This is a genomic window from Picosynechococcus sp. NKBG15041c, from assembly GCF_055380235.1.
Genome location: NZ_AP040363.1, coordinates 842,829 through 869,588, shown reverse-complemented (window position 1 = coordinate 869,588; position 26,760 = coordinate 842,829). Strand labels below are relative to the sequence as shown.

Here is a 26,760-nt window from a genome sequence, read left to right as displayed (position 1 = left end):
CGATTTATGAGAGGCCCTGCCCAAAGCTGCAACATCAATTAACAAATATGTAAACTAGGTTCATATCCTAAGCAAAAACACTTAGCTTGCAACGGTATTCTTTGATCGCTGAGTTCAGGGCTAAAATGGCGGAATCAAAGGAATCTTAACGCCCTGCGGTAAGGGTATATTTATTAGTAGAATATTGAGCTATCCTTGATTACTTCGATTTTGCCGATGGCTACAGTGCAACAATTCCAAAAAGCAAGTTTATCTGAGCTCATTCGAGAGCTTTATCACCAAAAAAAATCACCAGCCACTTCAACAAATTATTCATTTTTAGGGGATGATGGTTCAATTTTTGTTTCCCGTAGTGGTGTGGACAAATCTCAATTTCAGCCAGAGGATTTTTTGGTGGTGAATCGCCAAGGGCAACCGTTACCGGATTATGCCCAGATCAAACCATCGGCGGAGACGCTGATTCACTGTTTTATTTATGAACATTTTCCTGGGATGACCTGCGTTTTGCACACCCATTCTGTGGCCGCGACCTTGTTATCTAGTTTCTTTGAACAAAAAGAGGCGATCGCCTTTAGGGACTACGAGGTCATTAAGGGAATTGCGGGCCAGACTACCCATGCCACGGCGATCGCCCTGCCGATTTTTGCCAATGATCAAGATATGGTGGCCTTTTGTGAAAAACTGGCCCAGCGACAGGGAGAATTAAGCAACTACGGCTTTCTCATTGCGAAACATGGCCTCTATGCCTGGGGGGAAACCCTGGCGATCGCCAAGCGCCATTTAGAGGTCTGGGAGTTCATGTTAGAATGCGAGCTTGAACAACTGAAAATCAATCCCCCACTGGCTTCCCGATGACGACGTTATATCTGACTGAATCAAAACAAACCCTGACCGATGCCGCTGCGATCAAAGACTTATTAAATCAACAGGGCATTTGGTTCGAGCAGTGGGAAACCCCAGCAGAATTAGCCCAAGATGCTTCCCAGGAAGAAGTTTTAGCGGCCTATGGGGCAGTGCTCGATCCCTACATGGCGGCTAATGGCTACCAGAGCGCCGATGTGGTGAATATTCACAGTGGCATTGAGAATTACCCGGCGATTCGAGCCAAGTTTCTAGCTGAGCATACCCATTCCGAAGATGAAGTGCGCTTTTTTGTTGCGGGGAAAGGACTATTTTGGTTCAACCTAGATGGAATGGAAGTCTTCAATGTGTGTTGTGAAGCCGGTGATTTGATTTCTGTGCCCCAGGGGACAAAGCATTGGTTTGATGCGGGTGCTGTGCCTGATGTGAAAGCAATCCGGATCTTTTCTGATACGACGGGCTGGACGCCCCATTACACTGAGTCCCAGGTTGAGCAACAGTACCGCGACATTTCCCTATGATTCAGCTTGTTTTGATGGACATCGAGGGCACAACCACCTCCGTGAGTTTTGTGTTTGATGTGCTGTTTCCCTACTTCCGAGAAAATATCCAGAGCATCGCCGCCCGGGCTGAAGAGCCAGAAATTGCCGCCATCCTCAAACAGGTGCAAGATTTAGCCCTCGCGGAAACGGGTGAATCCCTCGATCAGGCTGGGGCGATCGCCCAACTGCATCAATGGTCCGTCGAGGATCGGAAAGTCGCCCCCCTCAAGGCGATACAGGGGTTTCTCTGGGAAGAGGGTTACAAAAAAGGCGATTTCCGGGGTCATATTTACCCCGACGTGTTGCCCAAGCTCAAACAATGGCGTACCCAGGGTATTCAGCTTGGCATTTATTCTTCTGGATCGGTGAAGGCGCAAAAATTGCTTTTTGGTTACTCTGATTACGGTGATCTGACGGGTTATTTCGACTACTTTTTTGATCTCAAGGTGGGCCAAAAACGGGACGTCAAATCCTACCAAGCGATCGCCCAGACGGCGAATATTCCCCCCACAAATATTTTATTTTTGTCGGATGTCCCTGCTGAACTCGATGCCGCTACCCAAGCAGGTTATCAGACAATTCACTTGGTGCGCCCAGGGACAGCCCCGGCCCCTAATTATCGCCAAGAATCCGATTTTTCGACCATTGAAATCCTAGGCTAGGGCGCTCAAATGCTCTGCCGTGAGCGCCTCCGTTTTCAGTGCCTCCACGATCGTCACCAGTTTTGGCATAAATTAACAGAAAGAAAAGAACTTTTTAAAGCGATTTAATCAAGAATCATTTTGTGGTGGAATATCTAAAAACTATTGTTACCCGAGCAATTTTTCCCAAAGAAATTCGCTAGGCTAAGACGGAAGGGATTCATTTTTGCATCCCTAACCTGTGACGGAGTCGGCCCATGGTAGATATTTCAGAAATTTCCCTTGTTGAAAATCGAGACTACACCCTCATTATTGATAAAAGCGGCAGCATGTACACTTGTGATCTGCCCAGTTCCACAAAAACCCGTTGGGACATTGCCCAAGAATCTACCCTCGCTTTAGCCCAGACCTGCGAAAAAATCGATCCCGATGGCATCACCGTCTACTTATTTTCCGGGCGGTTTCGGCGCTATGACAATGTAACGGCAGACAAAGTGACCCAGGTCTATGCCGAAAATGAGCCCATGGGACGAACAGATCTCGCCGCTGTGCTCCAGGATGCCCTTGATAATTATTTCGAGCGAAAAGCCCAGGGGGAAGCAAAACCCAACGGCGAAACTTTTTTGGTGATTACCGATGGTGAGCCGGACGATGGCAAGGCAGTCATGCGGGTGATCATTGAAGCGGCTAATAAAATTGACCGTGATGAAGAGATTGGAATTTCTCTGATTCAGGTCGGTAAAGACCGCAAAGCCACGGCTTACCTTAAGGCCCTTGATAATCAGCTCGAACAGGCCGGCGCAAAATTTGACATCGTGGACACTGTCACTATCGATGAAATGGCCACTATGTCTCTGCCAGAAGTGCTGTTGAAAGCTCTATTGGATTAGGCCGTTGGTTTTCGATGATCACAACAGGTGGGCGATCGCCTGGGGTGACTTTGGTATGATGGCTAGCGAAGCACCCACCACATCAATCATTCAAAATAATTAGGACAAAGAACAATGGGAGAAGCAAAGCGCCGCAAAAAATCCATGGGGGGAGACTATGGTAAAGAACAGCGCCTTTACCCTTGGTTGCCCCTAACCAAAACCCAAGCGGAGCAGGCCTATACCCTGACCACCAAAGGGGCTTGGATTGGGATTGGCCTCATGGTTGCTGTCTGGGTGACAGTCCGGATCATTGGCCCCGGACTGGGCTGGTGGATTGTTGATTAGACTCCGCTTTCAATTGAGCAGAATCATCACTGCAAATTAGCCCATCACCAAGCCTTTGAGGTTCCCCCAAAACACAAATAAGTCCCGACTATGTCATGTTCTATTAACCATTGCTTTGCATGATGACGGGGCAGACTGCAAAATGGCAGTACAACGGTGGGCCTCGGAGGGACAAAAATTTTCATCCTTGATTCGTTTGGATGTCGTTGACTGATCAGGCGCGTTGTCAGGCTACGGGATCATCCCCACTACCGCCATGCAAAGAACCCTAAACCACCGTTTATCTTGTTAGGAGTAATAATTTACCGTGCAAACACAATCTTCCACACCCTCAGTAAATACCCACGGCTTATCTTCCCTCGGTGTGAGTGGCGATCGCACTGGGATGGATAAAGAAAGTCTCCGCCGTGCATTTTTCGAACACCTTTTCTATTCTGCTGGTATTGATAAAGATGCCGCTCAACAACGGGATTATTACATTGCCCTAGCCAATGTGGTGCGCGATCGCCTCCTAGAGCGGTGGAAAAAAACTGAACAGACTTACCTAGAGACTGGTGCCAAAACCGTCTGCTACCTCTCCGCCGAATTTTTGATGGGGCGCTATCTGGGTAATAATCTAATTAGCCTAGGCATTTACGAAACCATTGCCGAAATGCTGGCTGAAAGCGGCATTAAACTTGAAAGCATTCTCGAAGAAGAAGTCGATCCTGGCTTGGGCAATGGTGGCCTGGGCCGCCTTGCAGCTTGCTTTTTGGACTCCCTCGCTTGCCTCGAAATTCCGGCGATCGGCTATGGTATTCGCTATGAATTTGGGATTTTTCATCAATACATCCGCAACGGCTGGCAAGTAGAAGTACCCGACAAATGGCTCCGGAACGGTAACCCCTGGGAAATTTGTCGCCAAGCCGAAGCCCTGGAAATCCCTTTTGGTGGCCATACGGAAGTTTACCACTGCGATAAAGGTTATCCCTGCGCTGTTTGGGTTCCTGCCCGCCGGGTGAAAGCTGTACCCTACGATACTCCCGTCCCTGGCTATGGCAACAACACCGTCAACGTTCTCCGTCTCTGGAGTGCTATGGCCGCCGAAGATGAAGGCTTTAATTTCGATGCTTTTAATGCCGGAGATTATGATGGCGCGGTCGCGAACCAAATTTCTTCAGAAAATATTTCTAAGGTGCTCTACCCCAATGACAACACCCCCCAGGGGCGTCAGCTGCGCCTTGAGCAACAATTCTTCTTTGTGTCTGCTTCCCTCCAGGACATGATTCGTTCTCACCTGAAGAAGCAGCCCAATCTTGATAATTTCTTCGATTTCTATACTATCCAGCTCAACGACACCCACCCGGCGATCGCCGTTGCTGAGTTGATGCGTTTGTTAATTGATGAACACAATCTCCCCTGGGATCGCGCTTGGCATATTACCCAAAAAACCCTCGCCTATACTAACCACACCCTAATGCCCGAAGCATTAGAGCGTTGGCCCGTTGAGATGTTCGAGCAGCTCTTGCCCCGCCACCTGGAAATCATCTATGAAATCAACTTCCGGTTCATCGAAAATCTAAAAACCTGGTACGCCGATAGCAATGACCTCGATGCCCTGATTAGCGAACTGTCGATTATCGAAGAATATCCCCAAAAGTCAATCCGGATGGCAAACTTAGCCTGTGTGGGCAGCCATGCCATTAACGGGGTTGCGGCCCTCCATACAGACTTGTTGAAAGCTGATACCCTCAAAGGGTTTGCCCGCATTTGGCCTGAAAAATTCAAAAATAAAACCAATGGTGTGACCCCCCGCCGCTGGATCCGTCAATGTAATCCTCAGTTGGCAAACTTGATCTCGAGTAAGATCGGCACTGGCTGGATTAAGAACCTAGAACAGGTACGACGCATCGAAGAATTTGTCGATGATCCAGAATTCCGTCGTCAGTGGCGCGAAATTAAGCACCAAAACAAAATCAAGCTGGCCAGCTACATCGAGTACCACAACGGCATTGAGGTGAACCCTAATTCGATTTTTGACATCCAGGTTAAGCGCATCCACGAATACAAGCGCCAATTGTTGGATGTGCTGTTTATCATCACCCTCTACAACCGCATTAAACACAACCCAGCCATTAAGATGGTGCCTCGGACGATGATCTTTGGTGGGAAAGCGGCGCCTGGTTATTTTATGGCCAAACTGATCATCAAATTGGTCAATGCTGTGGCAGAGGTGGTTAATAATGACCCCGACACTCACAATCGCCTCAAGGTTGTTTTCCTCGAAAATTTCAATGTTTCCCTCGGTCAAAAAATCTACCCCGCCGCCGATCTCTCGGAACAGATTTCCACTGCTGGGAAGGAAGCCTCTGGCACGGGCAATATGAAATTTGCGATGAATGGTGCTTTGACCATCGGTACTTTAGATGGGGCTAATATCGAAATCCGTGAAGAGGTGGGGGCAGATAATTTCTTCCTCTTTGGGCTTACGGCGGAGGAAGTTTATCACCTCAAGGCCAATGGCTACGACCCGATGCACTATTACAACAATAATGCTGAGCTTAAGGGTGTGATTGATCGCATTGCCCGAGGTGATTTTTCCCACGGGGATACGGAGATGTTTAAGCCGATTGTTAATTCTCTCCTTTATGACGATCAGTACGTGCTATTAGCCGATTATGAATCCTATGTGGAATGTCAGCAGGATGTCGCCAATGCCTATACAGAAACGGAGCGTTGGACGCGGATGTCGATTCTCAACGCAGCGCGGGTGGGTAAATTTTCCTCTGATCGCACCATTGATGAATATGTGAAGGAAATTTGGTGCGCTAAGTCAGTACCTGTGACCCTCTAGGCGATAGGTGATCGCCTAATTGGTTTCACTTCAATAAATGCCTAGCATAGTGGGTGGGTCAGAGCTGGCCCACCTTTTTTGTGGTTTATTTAAATCTGGCCAATTAATTTTGGGCAATGCCGAGATCTTTCAGGGCCAAGCGAATTTGTTCAAGACGGCGACGGTTGACGCCTAAATCGGATTCCCCAAGGCGGGAGGCGGAACGCATTTGGATGACTGGTTCTGTTGCTGGAAAATAAAATTCCACATCATCTACAAAACCAAAAATACGGCTGCGAGATTCAGCACGGATATAGTCATCTGTCTGCTTGATAATCTCTGTGCGGGGGACCACACCCAGAACTTGCACTAGGGCTTGGTAAGCCTGTGGGCGATCGCCTTGATAAACGATGGGCGCAATTTGATGTTCACGATCACCACCTTGGCTAACAACACAATTGGGAGTGCTCGGACAGGGTGCCAGGTGTTCTGCCTGAACCCCTAGATTAGTCGGTGCTGTCCCTGCGAAAGGAGAAGCGGCCCAACTTGCCAGGGGAGCAATCGTCCATAGGCACAAGGTTAAACAAATCATGAGAATAGAACGCAGCATGGGGAAAATTGACAAACAACATCCCCTATGGTGACATATTCCTCCTATTCGCTTCTCAAATGGCCTGGGCCCGCAGCTTACAGCCGAAAGAATACTGAGATAAAGAATACTGAGATCAAAAATGTGTTTTAGCTTGTTTCAAGCGGCGACGGCAATCCCCTAGTGGGACATGCCCCATTTGAAAATAGCTGATCCCCAGGATAAACCTGCCCCAAATCCAGAGGTAACAATGGTTTGACCTGGTTTAATTTTGCCACCCCGTACCGCTTCATCGAGGGCAATGGGAATAGATGCTGCTGAAGTATTGCCATATTCCTGGAGATTGGCGATCACTTTCTCGGAGGGTAACTTTAGCCGCTTGGCCACCGCATCGATAATCCGTTGATTTGCCTGGTGGAGAATGAGCCAGTCAATATCTTCGGTCGTCAAATTGGCACGGAACAGGGTTTTTTCAATGACTTCTGGTACTTTTGCCACGGCAAAGCGATAAACTTCACGACCATTCATGGCGATCGCCTGATAGTTTCCCTGCTGGACCGAAACATCATGGATCAAATATTTTGGATGACCCTTATAGGGAAGATTCAAGCAGTCATTTTGGCTGCCATCACTATACATTTCAAAGCCGAGGAGCTGATCCTGGGGGCTACTTTGGCAAACGACGGCCCCAGCTCCATCGCCAAAAAGTACACAGGTGCTGCGATCGCCCCAGTCTACCCACCGAGATAAAACATCAGCACCGATCACAACAATTTTTTGAAACGTACCTGTGCGGAGATATTGGGCGGCGGTAACAAGGCCAAACACAAACCCAGAACAAGCTGCCGTCAGGTCAAAGGCGACGGCGTTTTTGGCCCCAATTAGGCTCTGCACCTTCCCTGCACTACCAAATAGATCATCGGGGGTAGAAGTGGCGAGCAAAATTAAATCTATGTCTTCTGGTTGGAGATGGGCCGCGGCGATCGCCTTTTTTGCCGCAGTTGCAGCCAGCTCACTGAGGCTGCCATTTTCTGCCATTAAGTGGCGGTTACGAATTCCTGTCCGCGTCCGAATCCACTCATCCGATGTGTCCATCAGTTGACTTAAATCATCGTTATGGACAACTGCTTTCGGTGTGGCAGAGCCACTTCCTGTAATGGCAATCCCTGCCCCATCAAATTTCAATGCTCGACTCCCTTTCTCCTCGGAGATGATTCATCTGATAGTAATCTATTCACTCGCTTTTTTCTATCGTTGTACCAGAAGCCACCTCAGAGAGCTCTGCCCCCTGGTTTTCCTGCCCAAGCAGAGCTTGATGTTCTTCGGTATAATTTTGAATCCGCTGGATTACCTGATTGTCGATCGCCTCTTTTGCAAGGCGAATCGCGTTAAAAATTGAGGGAGCTTTCGAGCTGCCATGGCTGATAATACAAACGCCAGCCACCCCAAAAAGCAATGCTCCTCCGTGTTCTGCATGGTCAACCCGTTGCTTAATCTGCTTCAGGTTTGGCATCAGAACCGCCGCCCCCACTTTGCCTCGGATGCCACGGGGGATTTCTTCCTTAAGGATTTGCAGCAATACAGAGCCCACAGATTCCGCAAACTTCAGGAGAATATTGCCGACAAATCCGTCACAGACCACCACGTCAAACTCTCCCGACAGAACATCGCGGCCTTCGGCGTTGCCTTTAAAGGGAATTGCCGGATTACCGACCAGAAGTTCATGGGTTTTGAGGGCCAGTTCATTGCCCTTAGAAGGCTCTTCCCCAATGTTGAGTAAACCCACCTGGGGCTCTTTGTTGCCCAGGACATATTTACTATAAATCGTTCCCATCAAGGCGAACTGTTCGAGATATTTAGGACGACTATCGACATTTGCCCCCACGTCCAGGACAATCACAGACCGCTCGGGATCAAGGGTCGGAAAGACGGCGCCAATGGCCGGGCGATCAATTCCTTTAATACGTCCAAGTTTGAGAAGTGCAGAGGCCATTGCCGCCCCAGAATGTCCGGCTGAAACTACGGCATCGGCTTGTTTTTTACGTACCAATTGCATAGAAACATTGATCGACGCCTTCGGCTTACGGCGGATAGCCACGAGGGGTTCTTCACACATCTCAACCACTCCTTCGGCTTCTACCACATGGAGAAACGGGGAGGTGGCGCCATGGCCATCTAGGTATTTTTGGATTTGGATCGGATCCCCGACGAGAAAAACTTCCACATCGAGTTCTTCTACAGCTCGGATCGCCCCGGCGACGATCTCGTCTGGAGCATGATCTCCTCCCATAGCGTCTATGGCTATTTTCGCGCGTGTCGATGGCATTGTTATCAGGAATAGAAGCCTTCAACATATTACCAGAACCCTGTTGGGTCACTGAAGGGGCGGCCAAGAAGATTTCAATGTTGGTATCATTGACCCAAATTTTGATTGTGATTTTGGATCAACACAGATTTTTGAGGGACAGAGCATGCTCTATGGGCTAGGATTGGGGGTTTTGGGATTTTTGGGGCTGTCTTTACAGCCGGATGGCACCGCAATGGCGATCGCCCCCTACCCAAGCTTGCAATGGCAAGAAGCGAGTCTTTTTGAGATTCGCCATAAACCCGATCGCCGCACCCAGGAGATCATTAATCAATACCTTGAGGGCCTCGCTGAAGGGGACAAAGATCTTGCCTTGCAAGGGATTTGGTTCGAGTCAGCCTGGTCTACCCTCGGCACTTACCAGGGAGAGAAGCCCTTGGCGGCGGCCTCTCTCACGAAAATTGCGACGACCTTGGCGGCCTTAGAAACTTGGCCCGTTAACCATCAATTTACAACCAAGGTTTATCAGGTGGGGAGTGTTGAAAATGGCATTTTACGGGGCAATTTAATCGTTGAATCGGGCGGAAACCCGCTGTTTGTCTGGGAAGAGGCGATCGCCATTGGGAATGCCCTCAATCAGGCCGGAATTCGTCAGGTAGAAGGTGACCTAGTGATTGTCGGCGAGTTAATGCTCAATTTTGTCGCCGAGGCAAAACAGTCTGGTGATAATCTGCGCCGCGCCTTCGACCAACGGTTCTGGGACTTAGAAATCCGGGGACAATATAACCAAATCCCCGGGGAGCCGCCCCAACCCCAGGTCGCTATTTCTGGCCAGGTGTTAGCACAGGCCGTTGTGCCCGAGGAGGCGGAACTTTTACTGACCCATCAATCGCTGCCCCTCACAACAATCCTCAAACAGCTCAATCTCTATAGCAACAATGCCATGGCCGAGGCGATCGCCGACCAATTAGGGGGGGGGCCAGCGATCGGTCGACAAATTGCCCAGACTCTCGAAATTCCAGAGGCCGAAATTCAACTGATCAATGGCTCTGGCCTCGGCGTCGAAAATCAAATCTCTCCCCGGGCGACCGTGGCAATGCTTCAGGCGATCGAAACCAAGCTCCAAGGTCAACCCCTAAACATCTTTGAATTATTTCCCATCGCGGGTCAAGACCAAGGTGGTACTCTCCGTCAGCGTACTATTCCCCCAGGCATCGCCATCAAAACAGGAACCCTCAACCAAGTCAGTGCCCTTGCTGGCGTCATTCCCACCCAAGAGCAAGGCAATATCTGGTTTGCGATTATCAACAATGGCACCTGGGATGTGAGCGGCTATCGTCAGCAACAAGATCAACTGTTGCAAAACCTGAACCAACAGTGGCAATTGATTTTGCCCCAAGACCAAGAGTCCCAAGACTATTTTGGTAATCTCGATCGCATCCAAGTCGCTCCTCTCTAAAGTCGTCTTAACTGCCAGTCACCCCATCAGGTTAAATTTTCCCAGAGAAAAGCCTGACCGCTTTTTGGGTATGCCAGAATAAGAACTGCCCCAAAGCGCCTCGAAAAACGAAGAGGAAAATCCCACCACTATGGAATGGCATATCACTGACGCCCAAAGTCTAGCGATCATCGACCGTGAAATTGGCAAGCACGCTTTTTCCCCGGCCGAATACGAAATCGTTCGCCAAGTCATTTACCATACCGCTGACTTTGAATATGCCCAGCTCATTCGTTTCTCTGAACAGGCTCTTCAGGCAGGAGCCGCTGCCTTAGCCGCTCGCAGCACCATTGTGGTTGATGTACCAATGGTGCGAGTTGGCATCACAGAAAACTTACAAAGCACTTTTGCCAACCCCGTCTATTGCAGTGCCGAAACCCTTACCCGCCCCCAAAAAGGTAAAACCCAAACATCTTGGGGCATTGAAACCCTCGCGCGTCGTTATCCCGAAGCCATTTTTCTTGTTGGTCAATCCCAGACCGCCCTTTCCAGTGTCGTTACCTTGGTCAAAAAAGAAATCATTCGTCCAGCCTTAGTCGTGTTGACCCCTGCTAACTTTCTCACAGGAACGATTCCCCAACGTCTCCTCGAAGAAGCAGACATCCCCTACATCTGTATTCAAGGTCGTAAAGGTGGAGTCGTAGTTGCTGTTGCCATTATGAATGGCTTGATTCACCTTGCTTGGCAAGCCTACGAACAAGATGCAGGCAAGAATTCTTGACATCTCAGCTCTAAGGACTGCTTGAAGCCTAGTTATCAGGAAAAGGTAACAAAATATTGCGCCATAGAAGAAATATTTGTTAAATTAAATGTCAAGACAATTGACTCAAAAACAATTATCCCCTTACTAAGTCTTCTGAGGAACATAATCATGGAAAATCAAGAAAGCAAATTTGGCTTCAGTGCATTTGCCGAAAATTGGAATGGCCGTTTAGCGATGCTTGGATTCATTATTGGTCTGTTGACTGAACTGTTGACGGGGAAAGGAATTCTGGCTCAGCTCGGCCTAATGTAGATTTTAGAAACTGAAACTTACTTTTCAAGACTCATTAACCTAAATCAACGGTTAACGCCGTAAATAAAGCTGTGAGAGAGGAAAAATCTTCTCTCTTTTTTTATTGAAATTGAGCCGAAGTTCAATGGTGCTCAAAATAAAAAAATCTCCCCAAGCACGGAGAGATTTATACAGATTATGATCGAGTTTAAGCCGGGTTCCCCCAAAGAGTGTCTTTAAACCGTCGCAGGGGTTTTATTGAGTTGTCCTACTTTACTTAGAATCGCGGCGGCAGCCTGGCGTCCAGAAATAGTCGCGCCTTCCATGCTATCAATGTAGTCCTGTTGGGTATAGCTGCCCGCGAGGAATAGATTACTGATAGGAGTTGTCTGCGCAGGACGGTAGGGATCCATTCCTGGCGCTTCTCGGTAGAGAGATTGGGCCAGTTTCACCACGCTTGACCAGGTCATGTTTAACTCACGGGAGGAAGGGAAAAGTTTATGCACTTGATTCAGAACATGTTGGGTAATTTCTTCATTGCTTTTCTTGATGAAGGGATCGCCAGGGGTGAGCACCAACTGCATTAAAGAACCTTCACCTTCTTTGTAATAGCTACTAGGGCTAGAAAGGGCAAGATCTGAAAAACAAGAAAAATCAGCTTGATGGGTATAGAGCAAGTTATCAATGCCTGCGGCGTTTTCTAGTTGCTTGCGTTTTTCGGGGTCGTTTAATTCGGTTACCCAACCGTCAAAGCGCAGTTGCACTGTGGCTACGGGAACTGCATCTAATTTGTAGATGTTGTCAAATTCTGACCATTTTCGCCAGGCATTGGGAATAATCCGTTGAATGCCGGGGATATCCAGCGCAAAAACATAGGTATCAGCGGTAATAGTTTCGTTCGTTTCACCATTGTTGACGACAATACTATTAATTTTTGCTTCCCCTTCGAGGGAGTAGTTCACGTCGGTGACGCGGCGGCGAGTATGAATTTTTGTGCCGCGAGCTTCGAGATAATCGGTGATCGGTTTGTGCAGATATTCATGGGGCGAACCTTCCAGCATCCGTAAGACAGAGGCTTCTGTTTTTGCGGCGAAGAACATGAAGATCGTCAGCATGCAACGGGCAGAAATATTTTCGGTATCGATAAAACCTAGGGCATAGGCGATCGGATTCCACATTTTTTTGAGGCTGCCGTCGTTGCCACCATGGCTGCGGAACCAGTCGGCAAAGCTAATGCGATCAAGCTCCCGGATTGTTTTCATGGCGCCTTCGAAATCGACGAGGCCACGCACAATGGGACTTGTACCCAGTGCTAGGGAGTTGGCGGCTTTGTCGATCGCCGAAAGTTGAGAAGAAGTAAAGAAGGCTTTTAGGCCATGGAATGGGGCTCCGAAGGGGAAACGGAAATCAAGTTCACCTATTTTGCCTCCTTCATTGATGAATTGGTGGGTATGTTCCTTGAGGCGGAGGTTATTGCCTGCACCGACTTTTTCCATCAAGGCAAAGAGGTTGTAGTAGCAGCCGAAGAAGACATGGAGGCCCATTTCGATGTGATTGCCGTCTTTGTCGACCCAACTGCCAACTTTTCCACCGACAAAGGGACGAGCTTCAAAGATTTCGACTTCATGGCCTGCATCGACCAGTTCGATGGCGGTGCTGAGTCCGGCAAGGCCTGCTCCAACGATTGCTACACGCATTACTTTTGTCCTAGGGTTTGATTCTCAAAAAAGTATTAAATATTGTAAACGATCGCCGGGATTCCCCTGGGGGGCGATCGCTTTTCTTTCTCTTATTTCCATTAACCTTGGGGCCAAGCTATAAGATATCCAACAAAAATCCCCCCACTAGAGGGAGGCGGTTTAGGGTAGAGGCATTCAGGCAATTTTTATGACGTTTAGCATTTGGGGAGGAAACGCTGTGCAGATAACAGACAAAGATAAACAGCTATTTAAAATTCTCTGTAGCGCGGCTTGGATCGATGGGGAAATCCAACCGGAAGAGCGGCAATATCTGCATCAAATCGCCGCCCAAAAAAATTTGACTCAGGATCCAGATATTCGCGCGTTGTTGTGTGAAGTCGTTCCCATGAAACCAGAGGCTTGCTATCAACTTCTGGAAGAATACATCGAAGACCATACCGATGCCGCCGAGTACCAAGAGTTACTTGATGCAGTCAGTCATATGGTCTATAGCGATAGTCAAATTGAAACGGCGGAAGCCAAACTGCTACATCGAATCCAGTCCCTCGATCCGGGTCAGCCCCAAGCTCATCCTCTATTGAACCGGGTCATGAAATCAATTCAAAAACTCTACAAAGGGGCGATCGCCGAGATCGAATCGCCGGACCCGTCAGACTGAAGGCAATATCTTACAATGGGGAATCCTTTTGTTCTGTAACCTCCCCTGTCCATGTCTGATCTGTTAGCCCAACTCAATGCCTCCCAACGCCGTGCCGTCGAACATTTTTGCGGGCCGCTCCTGGTGGTGGCCGGGGCCGGATCAGGGAAAACCAGGGCGTTAACTTTTCGCATCGCCCATTTAATTCGGAATCACCGCGTTGACCCCGAAAATATTTTGGCGGTGACCTTTACCAACAAGGCCGCCCGGGAAATGAAAGAACGGGTAGAACTGCTCTATGCGCAACAGTTGGCAGACTTGCACCATGCCAAGCCCCTCAGTGCCTTGTCAGAGCTGGAACAAAAGAAATTGCGATCGCAAGTTTATAAACAGGTCACCAAACAGCTTTGGATTGGCACGTTTCACAGCCTTTGTGCGCGGATCCTCCGCTATGACATCAACAAATACCAAGATGAACGGGGCCGTACCTGGGAGCGTAATTTTACGATCATGGACGATAGCGACGTTCAAACCCTGATCAAAAGAATTGTCACCCAGCAGCTGAACCTCGACGACAAAAAGTTTAATCCCCGCACGATCCGCTACCAGATCAGCAATGCAAAAAACCTCGGCCTTTCCCCCAATGATTATCTCCGCTCGGAAGGGGGCGGTTACAAGGCAAAGGTAACAGCAGAGGTCTATGAGGTCTATCAAAATGAATTGGCGGCAAATAATTCCCTTGATTTTGATGATTTAATCTTGATTCCGGTGCGCCTATTTCAACAGAATGAATCGATCCTCGGCTATTGGCATAGTCAGTTTCACCACATTCTCGTTGATGAATACCAAGATACGAACCGGATTCAGTACGAGCTGATCCGCTTGCTTAGTACCAATGGGGAAACGGATCAAGGGGCGCTCAGTTGGAATAATCGTTCTTTGTTTGTCGTCGGCGATGCGGACCAGTCGATCTATTCGTTTCGGATGGCGGACTTTACGATTCTGCTGGAATTTCAGGAAAATTTTGGCGATCGCCTCCCCGATGATGCGACCCAAACCATGGTCAAACTGGAGGAAAATTACCGCTCCCGGGAAAATATTCTCCGGGCGGCCAACGCCCTCATCGAACAAAATAGCCAACGCATTGATAAAGTTCTCAAGGCCACCCGGGGCGCTGGAGAAGAAATTTATTGCCACAAAGCGGACAACGAAAACGAAGAAGCCCGCTTTGTGATTAACCAAATTCTTGGCCTGCGGCGCAGTAACCCAGAACTAGATTGGGGTGATTTTGCGATCCTTTACCGCACCAATGCCCAGTCCCGGCCTTTTGAAGATCTCCTGCTCCGGGGCAATATTCCCTACCAAGTGGTCGGCGGCTTCAAGTTCTACGATCGCAAAGAAATTAAAGATGCCTTGGCCTACCTGAAGGCGATCGCCAACCCCGCCGATACCCTCAGTCTGATGCGGGTGATTAATACTCCCAAGCGGGGCATCGGGAAAACCACCGTCGATAAGCTCAACCATGCCGCCCAAGAATTAGGCTGCCCCCTCTGGGAAATTCTCAGCGATGAAACCTCCGTCGCCACCATTGCTGGCCGGGCTGCCCGAAAAATCAATGAATTTTCCGGCCTGATTCGCGAAATGCAAGAAAAAATGTCCACTATGCGCGCGGCGGATATCCTCGATTATGTGATGGAAAATTCTGGCTATGTCGATGATCTAAGAATGCAGGGTACGGAAGAAGCTGACAGCCGCGTCGAAAATATTTCTGAACTGTATAATGCCATGCTGCAGTTCCAAGAAGAAAACGAAGACGGCAGTTTAAACGGCTTTTTAGAAAATGCTTCCCTCGCCTCGGATTTAGACAATCTCGATGATGAAGCCCAGCAAGTTTCGCTCATGACCCTCCATTCGGCCAAAGGTTTAGAATTTCCCGTCGTGTTTCTTGTCGGCCTCGAACAGGGTTTATTTCCCCATTCGCGATCACTTGATGATCCCGTCGCCCTAGAAGAAGAACGGCGGCTGTGCTATGTGGGCTTAACCCGTGCCCAGGAACAGCTTTTCCTTAGTTACACCAGAGAACGATACATGTGGGGTTACCGTGAACCCGCCGTTGCGTCTCAATTCCTGGCTGAATTACCCAGCGATTTGGTTACTTCTAATGTGAAATCCTTGGCGAAGGCGGCCCCGCAGCAGGAACCTAAAATGATGTCCATTAGCCAAAAGCAACGCTCCCAGACAAAGCAGGTGCGACAAGCTGCCCAGCGCCAAGTGATACAACAACAATGGGCCGTAGGCGATCGCGTTCATCATAACGTTTTTGGCGAAGGGGAAGTGATCAAAATCTTTGGCGATGATCAAAAAATGAACTTGGCGATCGCCTTTCCGAATCTGGGTAAAAAAATTATCGATCCCCGGGTGGCCCCCATGAAAAAAATTTAGGGTAGCTTGAGAATTTACTCCCAACAACAAATGTAGTAGTTATGGGGTCATTGCCAACAAGTTTTGTTGGCGACTAAATTTTTTGATGATGCTTCCACCGCAATGTTTTGGTGGACACAGAAAGACATCAGAGTACGTTGTCAGGATTCGTTCCCAACAACAAATGTAGTAGTTACGGGGTCGTTGCCTACCATTATTGTTGACGCTTCGCCTAAATTAAACCTATAGTAGATGATTGTGTCTTTATATCCTGCTCGGATCAGGTGACACAGTAAAATGCGATCGCCTTGCTTGGCTCAGAACCACAGACAAAAAGACGATTGCTACCTGTACGGCAACCCTATAGAAAAATCACTATTTTTATGAGTTACGCAATTGTTGAAACCGGCGGTAAGCAAGTCCGCGTCGAACCCGGCCGTTTCTATGACATCGAAAGACTCGACGTTGATATCGATGGCAACTACACCATCGATAAAGTGCTACTGATCAGCGATGACAATGGCATCACCATCGGCCAACCCTTCATCGAAGGCGCCACCGTCGAAGGCACCGTTGTGGCCCAGCGTCGTGCCAAAAAAGTGTTGGTTTACAAAATGCTGCCCAAGAAGAAAACCCGGAAAAAGCGTGGTCACCGCCAGTATTTCACCCGCTTCATGATCGACAGCATCAGTGTCGGTGGTAAAGTTATCGCCGCCAAAGCAGAAGCCTAGTTCTGGTAGCTGCACCCAAAATTTCACTGTTACAATACATTCCTAGATTCCTCGCAACTGGAGAACAATAGCAATGGCACATAAGAAAGGTACAGGTAGTACTCGTAACGGTCGCGACTCCCGCGCCCAACGCCTCGGTGTAAAGCGTTATGGTGGTGAAGCCGTAACCTCAGGCAGCATCCTCATTCGTCAACGGGGCACCAAAGTTCACCCCGGTAACAATGTTGGTCGCGGTGGTGATGACACTCTCTTCGCCTTGATCGATGGTGTTGTTAAGTTTGAGTTTTACAAAAAAGGCCGTCGTAAAGTGAGCGTTTATCCCGCTGACGCGACTGCATAAATCTTCTCTGCACTTTGATTAAATCCTCGGCTACATCATTCGCCGGGGTTTACATTTATACTGGGAAAGCTCAAAAACTGGGCTTTCTTTTTTTATTGGCAACTGTGCCACTAGCCCTATTTATCCATCTGCTATTTTTCGACATTGGAGATCGTCAACATGAGTTTGCTAGGTGCTATTCCACTGGATCAGGTGCGTTTCAATGAACAGGGATTGGTGCCGGCGATCGCCCAAGATTATCTCGATGGTACGGTGCTGATGTTGGCCTGGATGAACCGCGAATCTCTCCAGAAAACCATGGAAACAGGGGAAGCCTGGTACTGGAGCCGCTCTCGCCAGGAGCTTTGGCACAAAGGCGCCACCTCTGGTCATATTCAAAAGGTGCAATCTCTCCGCTATGACTGCGACAGTGACGCGATTTTAATGGCCATTGAACAGATTGGCGATATCGCTTGCCACACGGGGGAACGGAGCTGTTTTCACCAAGTTGACCACAGCAAGTCTGCCCCCGTCGCTGATACTCTCTCGGAAGTCTTTAACGTGATTCGCGATCGCCGCGATAACCCCCAGGCCGGATCCTATACCAACAGCCTTTTTGACGCCGGGGATAACAAGATCCTCAAGAAAATCGGCGAGGAAGCCGCTGAGGTGGTGATGGCCTGCAAAGACGATGATAAAGACGATATCGCCGGGGAAGTGGCCGATCTTTTTTACCATTCCCTCGTGGCGATCGCCCACCATGGGGTCGAGTTGCGGGACGTGTACAAAAAGCTCCAGGATAGACGCCGCAAATAAAATACCGTTACACTGATCCATAGGAGAGTTGGCGAGGCAGTTGCAGGACTGGCCTTGAGATCAGTTCTGAGGAAAGTCCGGGCTCCCGAAAGACCAAACTTGCTGGGTAACGCCCAGTGCGCGTGAGCGTGAGGATAGTGCCACAGAAACATACCGCCGAAGATCCGACAGGTTCACCTAGACGATCTGGTAAGGGTGCAAAGGTGCGGTAAGAGCGCACCAGCAGTATCGTGAGGTGCTGGCTCGGTAAACCCCGGTGGGGAGCAAGGACGGAGGGATAATGGTTGGTCTTTTTCCGATCCCGCTATTGGAGTGCCGCTGGAGGTGGTTGGTAACAGCCATCCTAGATAGATAACTGCCCTCTTGCGTTGCAAGGGAACAGAACCCGGCTTATGTCTGACTCTCCTGATCTTTAAAACAACCGAAAACTAGACGGCGATTGATGGAGTATTAGAGGCGATCGCCAGCGGTAACTTTCGGAAAAGATAGCCTGTACCCCGTTCCGTGATGATAAATTCCGGCTGGCGCGGGTCATTTTCGATTTTTGACCGGAGACGCGACACATGAACATCCACCACCCGTAGATCGCTGTGGCGACGAGGCACATAGCCCCAAATAGCCGTGAGAATATCTGTGCGGCTGAGAGGTTCTCCCGCCTGATTCACCAATAATTCCAGCAAATTAAACTCAATATGGGTTAAGCGCAGGGGCTTGTTATTCTGGGTGACCTTGCGGCGGTTTGTGTCGATCACCAGGTTCGCCGTCCGGAGAATGCCTGATTCCTCAGTGGGGGCAATGGTTTTTTGGGTACGTCGGAGAATACATTGGATCCGCACTTCAAGCTCTTTAGGCGAAAAAGGCTTGATGAGGTAATCATCCGCCCCAAAGCGGAGGCCCGTAATCCGGTCTGCCACATCACCGAGGGCTGTCAGCATAATAATCGGCGTATTTGATTCCCGGCGGATTTCTTGGCACACATAATAGCCATCCCGCTTCGGCATCATCACATCTAAGATAACTAAGTCTGGATCCTCGCGCCAAAACAACTCAAGGGCCTCATCGCCATCAGCAGCTGTCATGATTTCATAGCCAATCATGGATAGACGGGTCTGTAAAATACGACGTACGGCGATTTCGTCATCGACCACGAGGATGGTTGCCTTATTGTCTACCACGATGGACGGAACTCCTTGTTGCAACGGTGGGGTTTCTTAGAAACGATTCTTTACATTTCGTTACAAGAAGTATAGCAAGATCTTTTTTGTCGTGCCAAGCCAGGATAGGGCAAAATACAAGGGTTTGTTGCCGTTAACAGGGCGAAAGAGGAGGTCATTTGGAACAGCAACCCACCCCAGAACTCCAGGGGAATCATGACTGGGGATTTATCAATTTATATAAAGATGCTGGTTGGACATCCCATGACTGTGTAGGAAAATTGCGGCGGCTCCTGGGGACAAAAAAAATTGGCCATGGAGGAACCCTAGATCCAATGGCGACGGGGGTACTACCGATCGCCGTCAGTAAAGCCACCCGTCTGTTGCAATATTTACCCAAACAAAAGACTTATCGGGGCATCGTCCGCTTTGGGGTCAAGACAACCACAGATGATTTGGAAGGAGACGTGATTTTCCAGCAAGCCTGCGGTGCTTTAACTCTGACGCAGATTGAAGCTGTTTTACCGGATTTTTTAGGGACGATTACCCAAATTCCACCTGCTTTTAGCGCGATTCAACGGGATGGAAAACGGCTGTATGAGTTAGCTCGCCAGGGCATTGCGGTGGATGTACCCAGTCGCCAAGTGGAGGTTAGTTCTCTGAAGATCCATGCTTGGCAACCGGGGGATTTTCCAGAATTAACCCTTGATATTCATTGCGGCGAAGGCACCTACATCCGGGCGATCGCCAGGGACCTAGGCGAAAAATTAGGGGTAGGGGCCACCCTATCTGGGTTAACCCGGACATTGAGCGGTGGTTTTGCCTTGGCAGAAAGTGTAACCCTTGAAGAGATTGCGGCCCAGCGAGAAGCGGGATCATTCAAATTTCTCCCACCCGATCAAATTCTGGCCCATTTACCCCGATTGGTTTTAACGGCGACCCAGGTGGAACAGTGGAGCTATGGCCAAAAAATTGCTTGGGACCCTGATCTGCCAGAGCCTCTGGGAGCCCCCCTTGCCATTTATGATCTGGCAAATCATTGCCTCGGTATTGGGGCTTTGCGTCCGAGTAAAGAAGATCCGGCGGCGATCGTTTTGGCCGGTCGAGTCGTTTTGACAGGTCGCTAGGGACAGAAAACCAAAAAAAGCTCCTGGATAGTCCAGAAGCTCGCGGGGGGATTTTTTTGAATTTGGATCGGAGCGGCGGGATTTGAACCCACGACCCCCACTACCCCAAAGTGGTGCGCTACCAAGCTGCGCTACGCCCCGTTTTGTCAACAGTGTTACATTGTAGGCGATGTTTTTTGAAATGGCAAGATTTTTCTTTAAAAAAGGCGATCGCCCAAAGTTGTTATGATCGCAGGTGACCCTTCTCTGAATATTTTCGCCGACGGTTTCTGTGGGTGCTATGCAAAAGAATTGGCAAGTGGGATCGCTCTTTGGCATCCCGTTATACCTGGATCGTTCCTGGTTTGTAATTTTAATTTTGATTACGGCGGTGGATGCCAATGATGTCCTCGCCCAGGGTTTAGTGCGATCGCCTTTTTGGGCGATGGTTGTGGGGCTAACCATGGCGTTGTTGCTGTTTAGTTCGGTGCTGCTCCACGAATTGGGCCATAGTTTGGTGGCAAAATCCCAGGGGATCGGCGTTAAATCAATCACTCTTTTTTTATTTGGGGGGGTAGCGGCCATTGACCGCGAATCCCAAAATCCCCTAGGTGCTTTTGCGGTGGCGATTGCCGGGCCCTTGGTGAGTTTGAGTTTATTTTGCCTATTTTGGTTGCTGTGGCAATATGTGCCTCTGGGGGAAGTGGGCATCTTTTTCACGCGGGATATGGCCCGTTTGAATTTAGTTTTAGCACTGTTTAACTTGATTCCTGGTTTGCCTCTAGATGGGGGACAAATGTTGAAAGCCGTTGTTTGGCAATGGACGGGCGATCGCCTTAAGGGAGTTCGTTATGCGGCGGCCAGTGGCAAATTTCTGGGGACAATGGCGATCGCCTTTGGTCTGTTGGTCGTGTTGCTCGTTGGCGAATTTGGCGGCTTGTGGCTAGCACTGATTGGTTGGTTTGTGCTGCGTAATGCCAACGCCTACGAACGGATCAGTGATTTACAGAATTTTTTATTGCACCTCAAGGCAGAGGTGGTCATGGCCCGAGATTTTCGGGTGGTGAATGCTCACCTTTCCCTGCGGGAATTCGCAGATCAATATCTAGTCTTAGCAACAAAACCCACCCGGCCCACCTATGCCAGCTCCGAAGGCCGTTATCGCGGTCTCATTCGGCCCCAAGATCTCCGTCACATCGAACGGAGCCAGTGGGAACAGTTGGAATTAACGGCGATCGCCTCCCCCTTGACAGAAATCCCAGCGGTCACAGAACAGGACAATTTAGCCACGGTGATCTGTGCCCTAGAAGCCTTAGAAGATCCTTTTATCACGGTGCTTTCCCCAGCCGGAGCAGTGGCGGGGATCATTGACCGGGCCAATATTGTCCAGGCGATCGCCAAAGAATACGCCATTATTCTCCCCCCCCAGGAGCTTCAGCGAATCCGCACAGAACGGATCTACCCTACTGGCTTTCCCCTCGTAGAAATTGCCCAGCAACTGCAAGCGGAATCTTAACAGGCTTACTCCTGGGCAGCGGGTAGGGCCGCGACAATCGCATCTAAGATCCTGCCCACGGGAATGATATCCAGGTCAAGACCGTCCGGTAATTTTTGCCCTTTGGGTACAATCGCCCGGGTAAAGCCTAGTTTCATCGCTTCCCGCAGTCGGGTTTCCAGGTGAGACACAGGCCGAATCTGCCCCCCCAGGCCCACTTCGCCAATAATCACCGTTTGGGGAGAAACCAGGCGATCGCGAAAACTCGCCACTAGAGAAACAGCCATCCCCAGGTCAACGGCAGGCTCTGAAACCGTGAGTCCGCCCGCTGAGGCAACATAGGCATCGAGCTTCGAGAGGGGAATACCAACCCGTTTTTCCAAGACCGCCAAAATTTGTTGGAGGCGCGAATAATCTACCCCCGTCGTCGATCGCCTAGGGGAAGCGTAGCTGGTGGGACTAACGAGGGCTTGCAGTTCTACCAACAGAGGACGGGTTCCTTCACAGGCGACGACGGTGGCTGTCCCTGGGGTGACTTCATCGCGGTTACCGAGAAAGAGTTCCGAGGGATTAAGGACTTCTTCTAAACCCCCTTCCCCCATCTCAAAAATACCGACCTCATGGGTCGCTCCGAAGCGATTTTTTACCGACCGCAACAGACGATGGGAGGCATAGCGATCGCCCTCAAAATACAAGACTGTATCAACCAAATGCTCTAAGACCCGTGGCCCGGCGATCGCCCCCTCTTTGGTCACATGGCCGACGATAAAAAGAGTGATATTTTCCCGCTTTGCCACCTGCATCAATGCCGACGTGCATTCCCGCACCTGGGACACCGACCCTGGCGCAGAACCCAACGCCGAATAATATAGGGTTTGAATACTGTCGATCACCGCCACCTGGGGCCGCAGGGTTTCCAGTTCCCCCAAAATTGTTTCTAGGCCGGTTTCTGTGAGGATATATAAATTTTCCTCAGGGTTCTGGTCCGCAGACCGGAGGCGATCGCCCCGCAGTTTAATTTGTTGGCCCGACTCCTCCGCCGACACATACAAAATCCGTGGTAAATCCGCACTGAGTTGATAAGCGACCTGGAGTAATAAAGTAGATTTACCAATGCCCGGATCACCACCAATCAGTACCAGAGATCCCGGCACTAAGCCCCCCCCAAGAACACGGTCTAGTTCCCCAAATCCAGACCCAAACCGCATCTGTCGGCCTGTATCAATTTCTGAAAACTTAATCGCTGTACGGGGTATGGGGGCAGCACTTTTAGAATGGGTAGACGGTTTTTGATGCCAAGTGCGGCTAACCCCAGCACTACTTTCCTTCTCACGGATTTCCTCTTGGAGAGAACCATAAACACCGCAGTCTGGACATTTTCCAAGCCACTGGCGGGCCTCCGCCCCACACTCACGACAGATATAAACAGTTTTGGCCTTGGCCATGATTTTTGGGTCTCTCCTCACAACAGATTTCAATTTGTGGCACTCGTACTCCAGCGCAACCCAAACTTTCCGAAATAAATCTTAAAAAATGGCTTATTTTCCTGAAAACCACGGCCACAACCCTCGTCAGATTTCAGGAAAGCGATATTCTTATATCTAGAGCACTCTACTTAATAAACTTCAATAACACTTACCGAAAGTCAACAGGAGCGTAAAGGAACTTGGAAAATCATAAAGAAAGAATTCTAGTCGTTGACGACGAGGCCAGCATCCGACGCATTCTCGAAACCCGCCTCTCCATGATCGGTTATGAGGTTGTGACGGCCGCTGATGGCGAAGAAGCCCTGGCTACCTTTGATGAAACTGACCCTGACCTTGTGGTGCTCGACGTAATGATGCCGAAGCTTGATGGCTACGGCGTCTGCCAAGAACTCCGCAAAGAGTCTGATGTGCCCATTATCATGTTAACGGCCCTGGGGGACGTAGCGGATCGAATTACCGGTTTGGAACTCGGAGCCGATGACTATGTGGTCAAACCCTTTTCTCCGAAGGAGCTCGAAGCAAGAATTCGCTCGGTGCTCCGCCGGGTTGAAAAAAATGGAGTGACGGGCATTCCCAGCTCTGGAGTGATCCATGTGGGTTCAATCCGCATTGATACCAATAAGCGCCAAGTATACAAAGGTGATGAGCGCATTCGGCTCACAGGTATGGAATTTAGCTTGCTTGAATTACTGGTGAGTCGTTCTGGGGAGCCCTTTTCCCGCTCAGAAATCCTCCAGGAAGTTTGGGGCTATACCCCTGAGCGCCATGTGGACACCCGCGTTGTGGATGTGCATATTTCCCGCCTGAGGGCAAAGCTAGAAGATGACCCCAGCAATCCAGAATTGATTTTGACAGCGAGAGGTACAGGGTATTTGTTTCAACGGATCCTTGAACCGGGTGATGAATAGGCTCCTGTCACTGGACAATTCCCAGATCTAGATCATGGCGCGGGAAAAATTCTCACCATGATCTTCTTTTTCTTCGCATGATTGGCGGTTGCTGGATATTACCACCTGATACTTTATGGGCTGTGGGCGGCATTCTCAGGTTTTGTAGATGGCATGGTTACTTGGTCGATCTCTACGGCTGCTTTATCTACCCCACATTTACTGAATTATTTATTCCCAATTTTCTATGACGAATCGCCTTCCCCAACAACGCTGGCAGATTGCCGATCGCCAACCGGAGTTAACCCAAACCCTCGTGGCGGCGGTGGGCTTACATCCCTTGGTGGCTCAGGTGTTGGTCAATCGTCAGATTCACACAGCAGAGCAGGCTCAAGTATATATTCAACCGGAATCCCAGCGGCTGCCCTCACCACTGGTGGAGTTTGAAGATCTCGCTCTCAGTGTAGAGCTGCTCCAGGAGGCGATCGCCGACGAAACCCTAATTGCCATTTGTGGGGATTATGATGCCGATGGGATGACCAGTACGGCGCTATTGTTGCGGGCACTGCACCACCTGGGGGCCAATGTGACCTACGCAATCCCCAGTCGGATGAAAGATGGCTATGGCATCAATGAACGCATTGTCACAGAATTTGCCGAGGAAGGGGTGGGCCTGATCCTCACCGTAGATAATGGTATTTCTGCCTATGCACCAATCGCCTTGGCCCGAGATCTCGGGCTAGATGTGATCATCACTGACCACCACGATTTACCGGAGCAGCTCCCCCCGGCCAATGGGATTCTCAATCCGAAATTACTGCCTACCATGTCTCCCTATGCTGGTTTGGCAGGGGTGGGAGTGGCCTATGTCCTCGCGGTTTCCCTGGCCCAAGCTCTGGGCAAATTAGAGGGACTGACGAGCCAAATTTTAGAGTTGTTTACCCTGGGGACGATCGCCGACTTAGCTCCCCTAACGGGAGTCAATCGTCGTTGGCTAAAGCGGGGCCTCAAATTGCTGCCTCAATCAGCTCTCCCTGGGATCCAAGCCTTAATCCAGTTGGCGGGGGTGGATGACCAAAAGAAGCAACTCAAGCCCGATGACATTGGTTTTCGCCTGGGGCCACGTATCAATGCCATTGGTCGCATCGATGATCCCCAAAAGGTGATCGAACTGCTCACCACGGAGGATCAGGGGCTCGCGTTGGAACGGGCAATGCAATGTGAACAGATTAACAAGCAGCGTCAAGAACTCTGTACCCAAATCGAGGCGGCGGCGATCGCCCTCGTGGAAAATACACCTATCGATTACCAGGGGCAACGGGTGTTAGTGGTGTGTAACAGCGAGTGGCACCACGGCGTAATCGGCATTGTGGCCTCCCGATTGGTAGAACGCTACGGTGTCCCGGTGTTTATCTGCACCGATGAAGCAGACGGCAAAATTCGAGGTTCGGCCCGGGGCATTGAAGAATTTAACGTTTTTGAAGCCTTGAACTACTGCCAAGATTTATTGGGTAAATTTGGGGGGCACAAGGCGGCGGGTGGTTTTTCCCTCGCGAAAGATAATTTGGCCACCTTTACAGAAAAACTCAGCGAATTTGCCCATCAATTACTGGAACCAGAACACCTCAAACCTCTGGTTAAAATTGACGCAGTGATAGATTTTACGGATCTCACTGGGGAGTTTTATCGACAAATTGATCAATTGCATCCCTGGGGTATTGGGAATCCAGAACCTATTTTCTGCACCAAAAATGTGCGCATTTTAGAGCAGCAAACAATCGGTAAAAATCATCTAAAATTTACCCTGGGCCAAACCCTCAATGGCCAAATTTTTTCGATTAAAGCGATCGCCTGGCAATGGGGCGACTATCTCCCCATCCCATCCCCCCTGGACATAGCCTACAAGCTCAAAGAAAACCGCTGGAATGGCCAAACCACCCTAGAGTTAGAGCTAGTGGGAGCCCAACCCAGCACAATAACCCCCAGACAATATCCTCCTACGCAGGCAGTTCCCCAAAGCAATCCAGCCTTAGGGGAAGAGAAAACCTTTTCGTTTAATGACCGCACCTATTTTTGCACCCTTGAAAATCAAGGACAAACCCTAAAAATTCGTAATGATCAAGGCAAATTACTCACCATTAAAAAAGGCCAACGGCGGGGTAAACTCGGAGACCAAATCGTTGATATCACCCAACCCCCCTTTTTTCAAATGATAAAAACAGCGATCGCCACCCTAGAAAAATAGAAACTCATTGGTCACAAAAAAAGACAACAGTCCCGGAGGTTTGTTGTCTTAAGTTGGTAGTTTGTAGCTGAAAAAAATTACATGTCGCCACCACGGATTGCCAACAAAAAGATGACAACAGGCCCCGAAATGAGGATCAAAGAGACGAAGGTCAACTGGAAAATTACTTCGTAGTTGAGGCTACCAAAAAAACCTGTGATAAAATCCATATTTCTCCTATTCCTGAGTTAATGCAAAAAACAGGGTAAATTTTTTTTTCCTAAAAATCAATGTCTATCATACCCTGTCAGGCCTGTCTTGCTT

The 26,760-nt window shown here is 49.5% G+C and carries 25 protein-coding genes, 1 tRNA gene and 1 other RNA gene; 19 read left to right on the top strand and 8 right to left on the bottom strand.

The window, feature by feature from the left end; translation table 11 throughout:
- Positions 1 to 216: 216 nt before the first annotated feature.
- The 6 genes from mtnB (at position 217) to ACZ45B_RS04235 (ending at position 6,094) form a co-directional block, all read left to right on the top strand.
- On the top strand, positions 217 to 855 hold the full coding sequence (gene mtnB / locus ACZ45B_RS04260) for a methylthioribulose 1-phosphate dehydratase (protein WP_024545979.1): 639 nt from the start codon (positions 217 to 219) through the stop codon (positions 853 to 855).
- Positions 852 to 1,382, top strand: a complete 531-nt coding sequence (locus tag ACZ45B_RS04255) for a 1,2-dihydroxy-3-keto-5-methylthiopentene dioxygenase (RefSeq protein WP_024545980.1) — start codon at positions 852 to 854, stop codon at positions 1,380 to 1,382. The genes mtnB and ACZ45B_RS04255 overlap by 4 nt, the downstream gene beginning before the upstream one ends.
- Positions 1,379 to 2,065: an acireductone synthase gene (gene mtnC / locus ACZ45B_RS04250; protein WP_024545981.1), complete on the top strand. Its 687-nt coding sequence runs from the start codon at positions 1,379 to 1,381 to the stop codon at positions 2,063 to 2,065. Before ACZ45B_RS04255 ends, mtnC begins: the two co-directional genes overlap by 4 nt.
- Positions 2,066 to 2,301: 236 nt before the next feature.
- Complete coding sequence (locus tag ACZ45B_RS04245; protein ID WP_029681826.1) at positions 2,302 to 2,934, top strand: vWA domain-containing protein; 633 nt, start codon at positions 2,302 to 2,304, stop codon at positions 2,932 to 2,934.
- Between the two features lie 114 nt (positions 2,935 to 3,048).
- Positions 3,049 to 3,261 (top strand): DUF2839 domain-containing protein, encoded by a 213-nt coding sequence (locus ACZ45B_RS04240; protein ID WP_024545983.1) that lies wholly within the window; start codon positions 3,049 to 3,051, stop codon positions 3,259 to 3,261.
- Between the two features lie 307 nt (positions 3,262 to 3,568).
- The gene (locus tag ACZ45B_RS04235; RefSeq protein ID WP_024545984.1) at positions 3,569 to 6,094 is read left to right on the top strand and encodes a glycogen/starch/alpha-glucan phosphorylase; all 2,526 of its coding nucleotides are present in this window, start codon (positions 3,569 to 3,571) and stop codon (positions 6,092 to 6,094) included.
- Between the two features lie 103 nt (positions 6,095 to 6,197).
- Here the strand turns inward: ACZ45B_RS04235 and ACZ45B_RS04230 are convergent, their stop codons facing one another.
- The 3 genes from ACZ45B_RS04230 to plsX form a co-directional block, all read right to left on the bottom strand.
- The gene (locus ACZ45B_RS04230; protein ID WP_024545985.1) at positions 6,198 to 6,683 is read right to left on the bottom strand and encodes a DUF1499 domain-containing protein; all 486 of its coding nucleotides are present in this window, start codon (positions 6,681 to 6,683) and stop codon (positions 6,198 to 6,200) included.
- 159 nt (positions 6,684 to 6,842) lie between these two features.
- Positions 6,843 to 7,847, bottom strand: a complete 1,005-nt coding sequence (locus tag ACZ45B_RS04225) for a beta-ketoacyl-ACP synthase III (protein WP_024545986.1) — start codon at positions 7,845 to 7,847, stop codon at positions 6,843 to 6,845.
- Between the two features lie 49 nt (positions 7,848 to 7,896).
- Complete coding sequence (gene plsX, locus ACZ45B_RS04220; RefSeq protein ID WP_024545987.1) at positions 7,897 to 8,988, bottom strand: phosphate acyltransferase PlsX; 1,092 nt, start codon at positions 8,986 to 8,988, stop codon at positions 7,897 to 7,899.
- A gap of 145 nt (positions 8,989 to 9,133) precedes the next feature.
- On the opposite strand from plsX, the gene ACZ45B_RS04215 reads away from it, so the two are divergent.
- The 3 genes from ACZ45B_RS04215 (at position 9,134) to ACZ45B_RS04205 (ending at position 11,480) form a co-directional block, all read left to right on the top strand.
- A complete protein-coding gene (locus tag ACZ45B_RS04215) occupies positions 9,134 to 10,426 on the top strand; it encodes a D-alanyl-D-alanine carboxypeptidase (protein WP_024545988.1) in 1,293 nt (430 codons plus the stop codon).
- A 130-nt stretch (positions 10,427 to 10,556) separates the two neighbouring features.
- Positions 10,557 to 11,186, top strand: coding sequence for a precorrin-8X methylmutase (locus ACZ45B_RS04210; RefSeq protein WP_024545989.1), 630 nt, complete (start codon positions 10,557 to 10,559; stop codon positions 11,184 to 11,186).
- A 150-nt stretch (positions 11,187 to 11,336) separates the two neighbouring features.
- Positions 11,337 to 11,480, top strand: coding sequence for a high light inducible protein (locus ACZ45B_RS04205; RefSeq protein ID WP_024545990.1), 144 nt, complete (start codon positions 11,337 to 11,339; stop codon positions 11,478 to 11,480).
- 215 nt (positions 11,481 to 11,695) lie between these two features.
- Here ACZ45B_RS04205 and zds read toward each other — a convergent pair whose 3' ends face one another.
- The gene (gene zds / locus ACZ45B_RS04200) at positions 11,696 to 13,156 is read right to left on the bottom strand and encodes a 9,9'-di-cis-zeta-carotene desaturase (RefSeq protein WP_464675000.1); all 1,461 of its coding nucleotides are present in this window, start codon (positions 13,154 to 13,156) and stop codon (positions 11,696 to 11,698) included.
- A gap of 190 nt (positions 13,157 to 13,346) precedes the next feature.
- Between zds and ACZ45B_RS04195 the strand changes: the two genes are divergently transcribed.
- The 6 genes from ACZ45B_RS04195 to rnpB all read left to right on the top strand — a co-directional run bounded on the left by ACZ45B_RS04195 (position 13,347) and on the right by rnpB (position 18,491).
- Positions 13,347 to 13,817, top strand: coding sequence for a tellurite resistance TerB family protein (locus ACZ45B_RS04195; RefSeq protein ID WP_236612463.1), 471 nt, complete (start codon positions 13,347 to 13,349; stop codon positions 13,815 to 13,817).
- 51 nt (positions 13,818 to 13,868) lie between these two features.
- Positions 13,869 to 16,238: a DNA helicase PcrA gene (gene pcrA, locus ACZ45B_RS04190; RefSeq protein WP_024545992.1), complete on the top strand. Its 2,370-nt coding sequence runs from the start codon at positions 13,869 to 13,871 to the stop codon at positions 16,236 to 16,238.
- A 362-nt stretch (positions 16,239 to 16,600) separates the two neighbouring features.
- Positions 16,601 to 16,948 (top strand): 50S ribosomal protein L21, encoded by a 348-nt coding sequence (gene rplU / locus ACZ45B_RS04185; RefSeq protein ID WP_024545993.1) that lies wholly within the window; start codon positions 16,601 to 16,603, stop codon positions 16,946 to 16,948.
- Positions 16,949 to 17,021: 73 nt separating this feature from the next.
- Complete coding sequence (gene rpmA / locus ACZ45B_RS04180) at positions 17,022 to 17,288, top strand: 50S ribosomal protein L27 (RefSeq protein ID WP_024545994.1); 267 nt, start codon at positions 17,022 to 17,024, stop codon at positions 17,286 to 17,288.
- A 159-nt stretch (positions 17,289 to 17,447) separates the two neighbouring features.
- A complete protein-coding gene (gene hisIE / locus ACZ45B_RS04175; protein ID WP_029681827.1) occupies positions 17,448 to 18,083 on the top strand; it encodes a bifunctional phosphoribosyl-AMP cyclohydrolase/phosphoribosyl-ATP diphosphatase HisIE in 636 nt (211 codons plus the stop codon).
- 24 nt (positions 18,084 to 18,107) lie between these two features.
- Positions 18,108 to 18,491, top strand: an RNA gene (rnpB, locus tag ACZ45B_RS04170) — RNase P RNA component class A.
- A gap of 20 nt (positions 18,492 to 18,511) precedes the next feature.
- Here the strand turns inward: rnpB and rpaB (ACZ45B_RS04165) are convergent.
- Positions 18,512 to 19,258, bottom strand: a complete 747-nt coding sequence (gene rpaB / locus ACZ45B_RS04165) for a response regulator transcription factor RpaB (RefSeq protein ID WP_029681828.1) — start codon at positions 19,256 to 19,258, stop codon at positions 18,512 to 18,514.
- A gap of 158 nt (positions 19,259 to 19,416) precedes the next feature.
- On the opposite strand from rpaB (ACZ45B_RS04165), the gene truB reads away from it, so the two are divergent.
- Positions 19,417 to 20,364 (top strand): tRNA pseudouridine(55) synthase TruB, encoded by a 948-nt coding sequence (gene truB, locus ACZ45B_RS04160; protein WP_024545997.1) that lies wholly within the window; start codon positions 19,417 to 19,419, stop codon positions 20,362 to 20,364.
- Between the two features lie 67 nt (positions 20,365 to 20,431).
- Here the strand turns inward: truB and ACZ45B_RS04155 are convergent.
- Positions 20,432 to 20,505: transfer RNA gene (locus ACZ45B_RS04155), tRNA-Pro, on the bottom strand.
- 139 nt (positions 20,506 to 20,644) lie between these two features.
- Between ACZ45B_RS04155 and ACZ45B_RS04150 the strand changes: the two genes are divergently transcribed.
- Positions 20,645 to 21,859 carry a site-2 protease family protein gene (locus ACZ45B_RS04150; protein WP_024545998.1) on the top strand — a complete coding sequence of 405 codons (1,215 nt, stop codon included), beginning with the start codon at positions 20,645 to 20,647 and terminating at the stop codon, positions 21,857 to 21,859.
- Between the two features lie 5 nt (positions 21,860 to 21,864).
- Here the strand turns inward: ACZ45B_RS04150 and radA are convergent, their stop codons facing one another.
- Positions 21,865 to 23,283, bottom strand: a complete 1,419-nt coding sequence (gene radA / locus ACZ45B_RS04145; protein ID WP_096416925.1) for a DNA repair protein RadA — start codon at positions 23,281 to 23,283, stop codon at positions 21,865 to 21,867.
- Between the two features lie 221 nt (positions 23,284 to 23,504).
- On the opposite strand from radA, the gene rpaB (ACZ45B_RS04140) reads away from it, so the two are divergent.
- Entirely contained in the window at positions 23,505 to 24,233 is a 729-nt protein-coding gene (rpaB, locus tag ACZ45B_RS04140; RefSeq protein ID WP_024545999.1) for a response regulator transcription factor RpaB, read from the top strand.
- A gap of 226 nt (positions 24,234 to 24,459) precedes the next feature.
- Positions 24,460 to 26,457 carry a single-stranded-DNA-specific exonuclease RecJ gene (recJ, locus tag ACZ45B_RS04135; RefSeq protein ID WP_024546000.1) on the top strand — a complete coding sequence of 666 codons (1,998 nt, stop codon included), beginning with the start codon at positions 24,460 to 24,462 and terminating at the stop codon, positions 26,455 to 26,457.
- 77 nt (positions 26,458 to 26,534) lie between these two features.
- Here recJ and psb30 read toward each other — a convergent pair whose 3' ends face one another.
- The gene (gene psb30, locus ACZ45B_RS04130; RefSeq protein WP_024546001.1) at positions 26,535 to 26,666 is read right to left on the bottom strand and encodes a photosystem II reaction center protein Ycf12/Psb30; all 132 of its coding nucleotides are present in this window, start codon (positions 26,664 to 26,666) and stop codon (positions 26,535 to 26,537) included.
- Positions 26,667 to 26,760 lie beyond the last annotated feature (94 nt).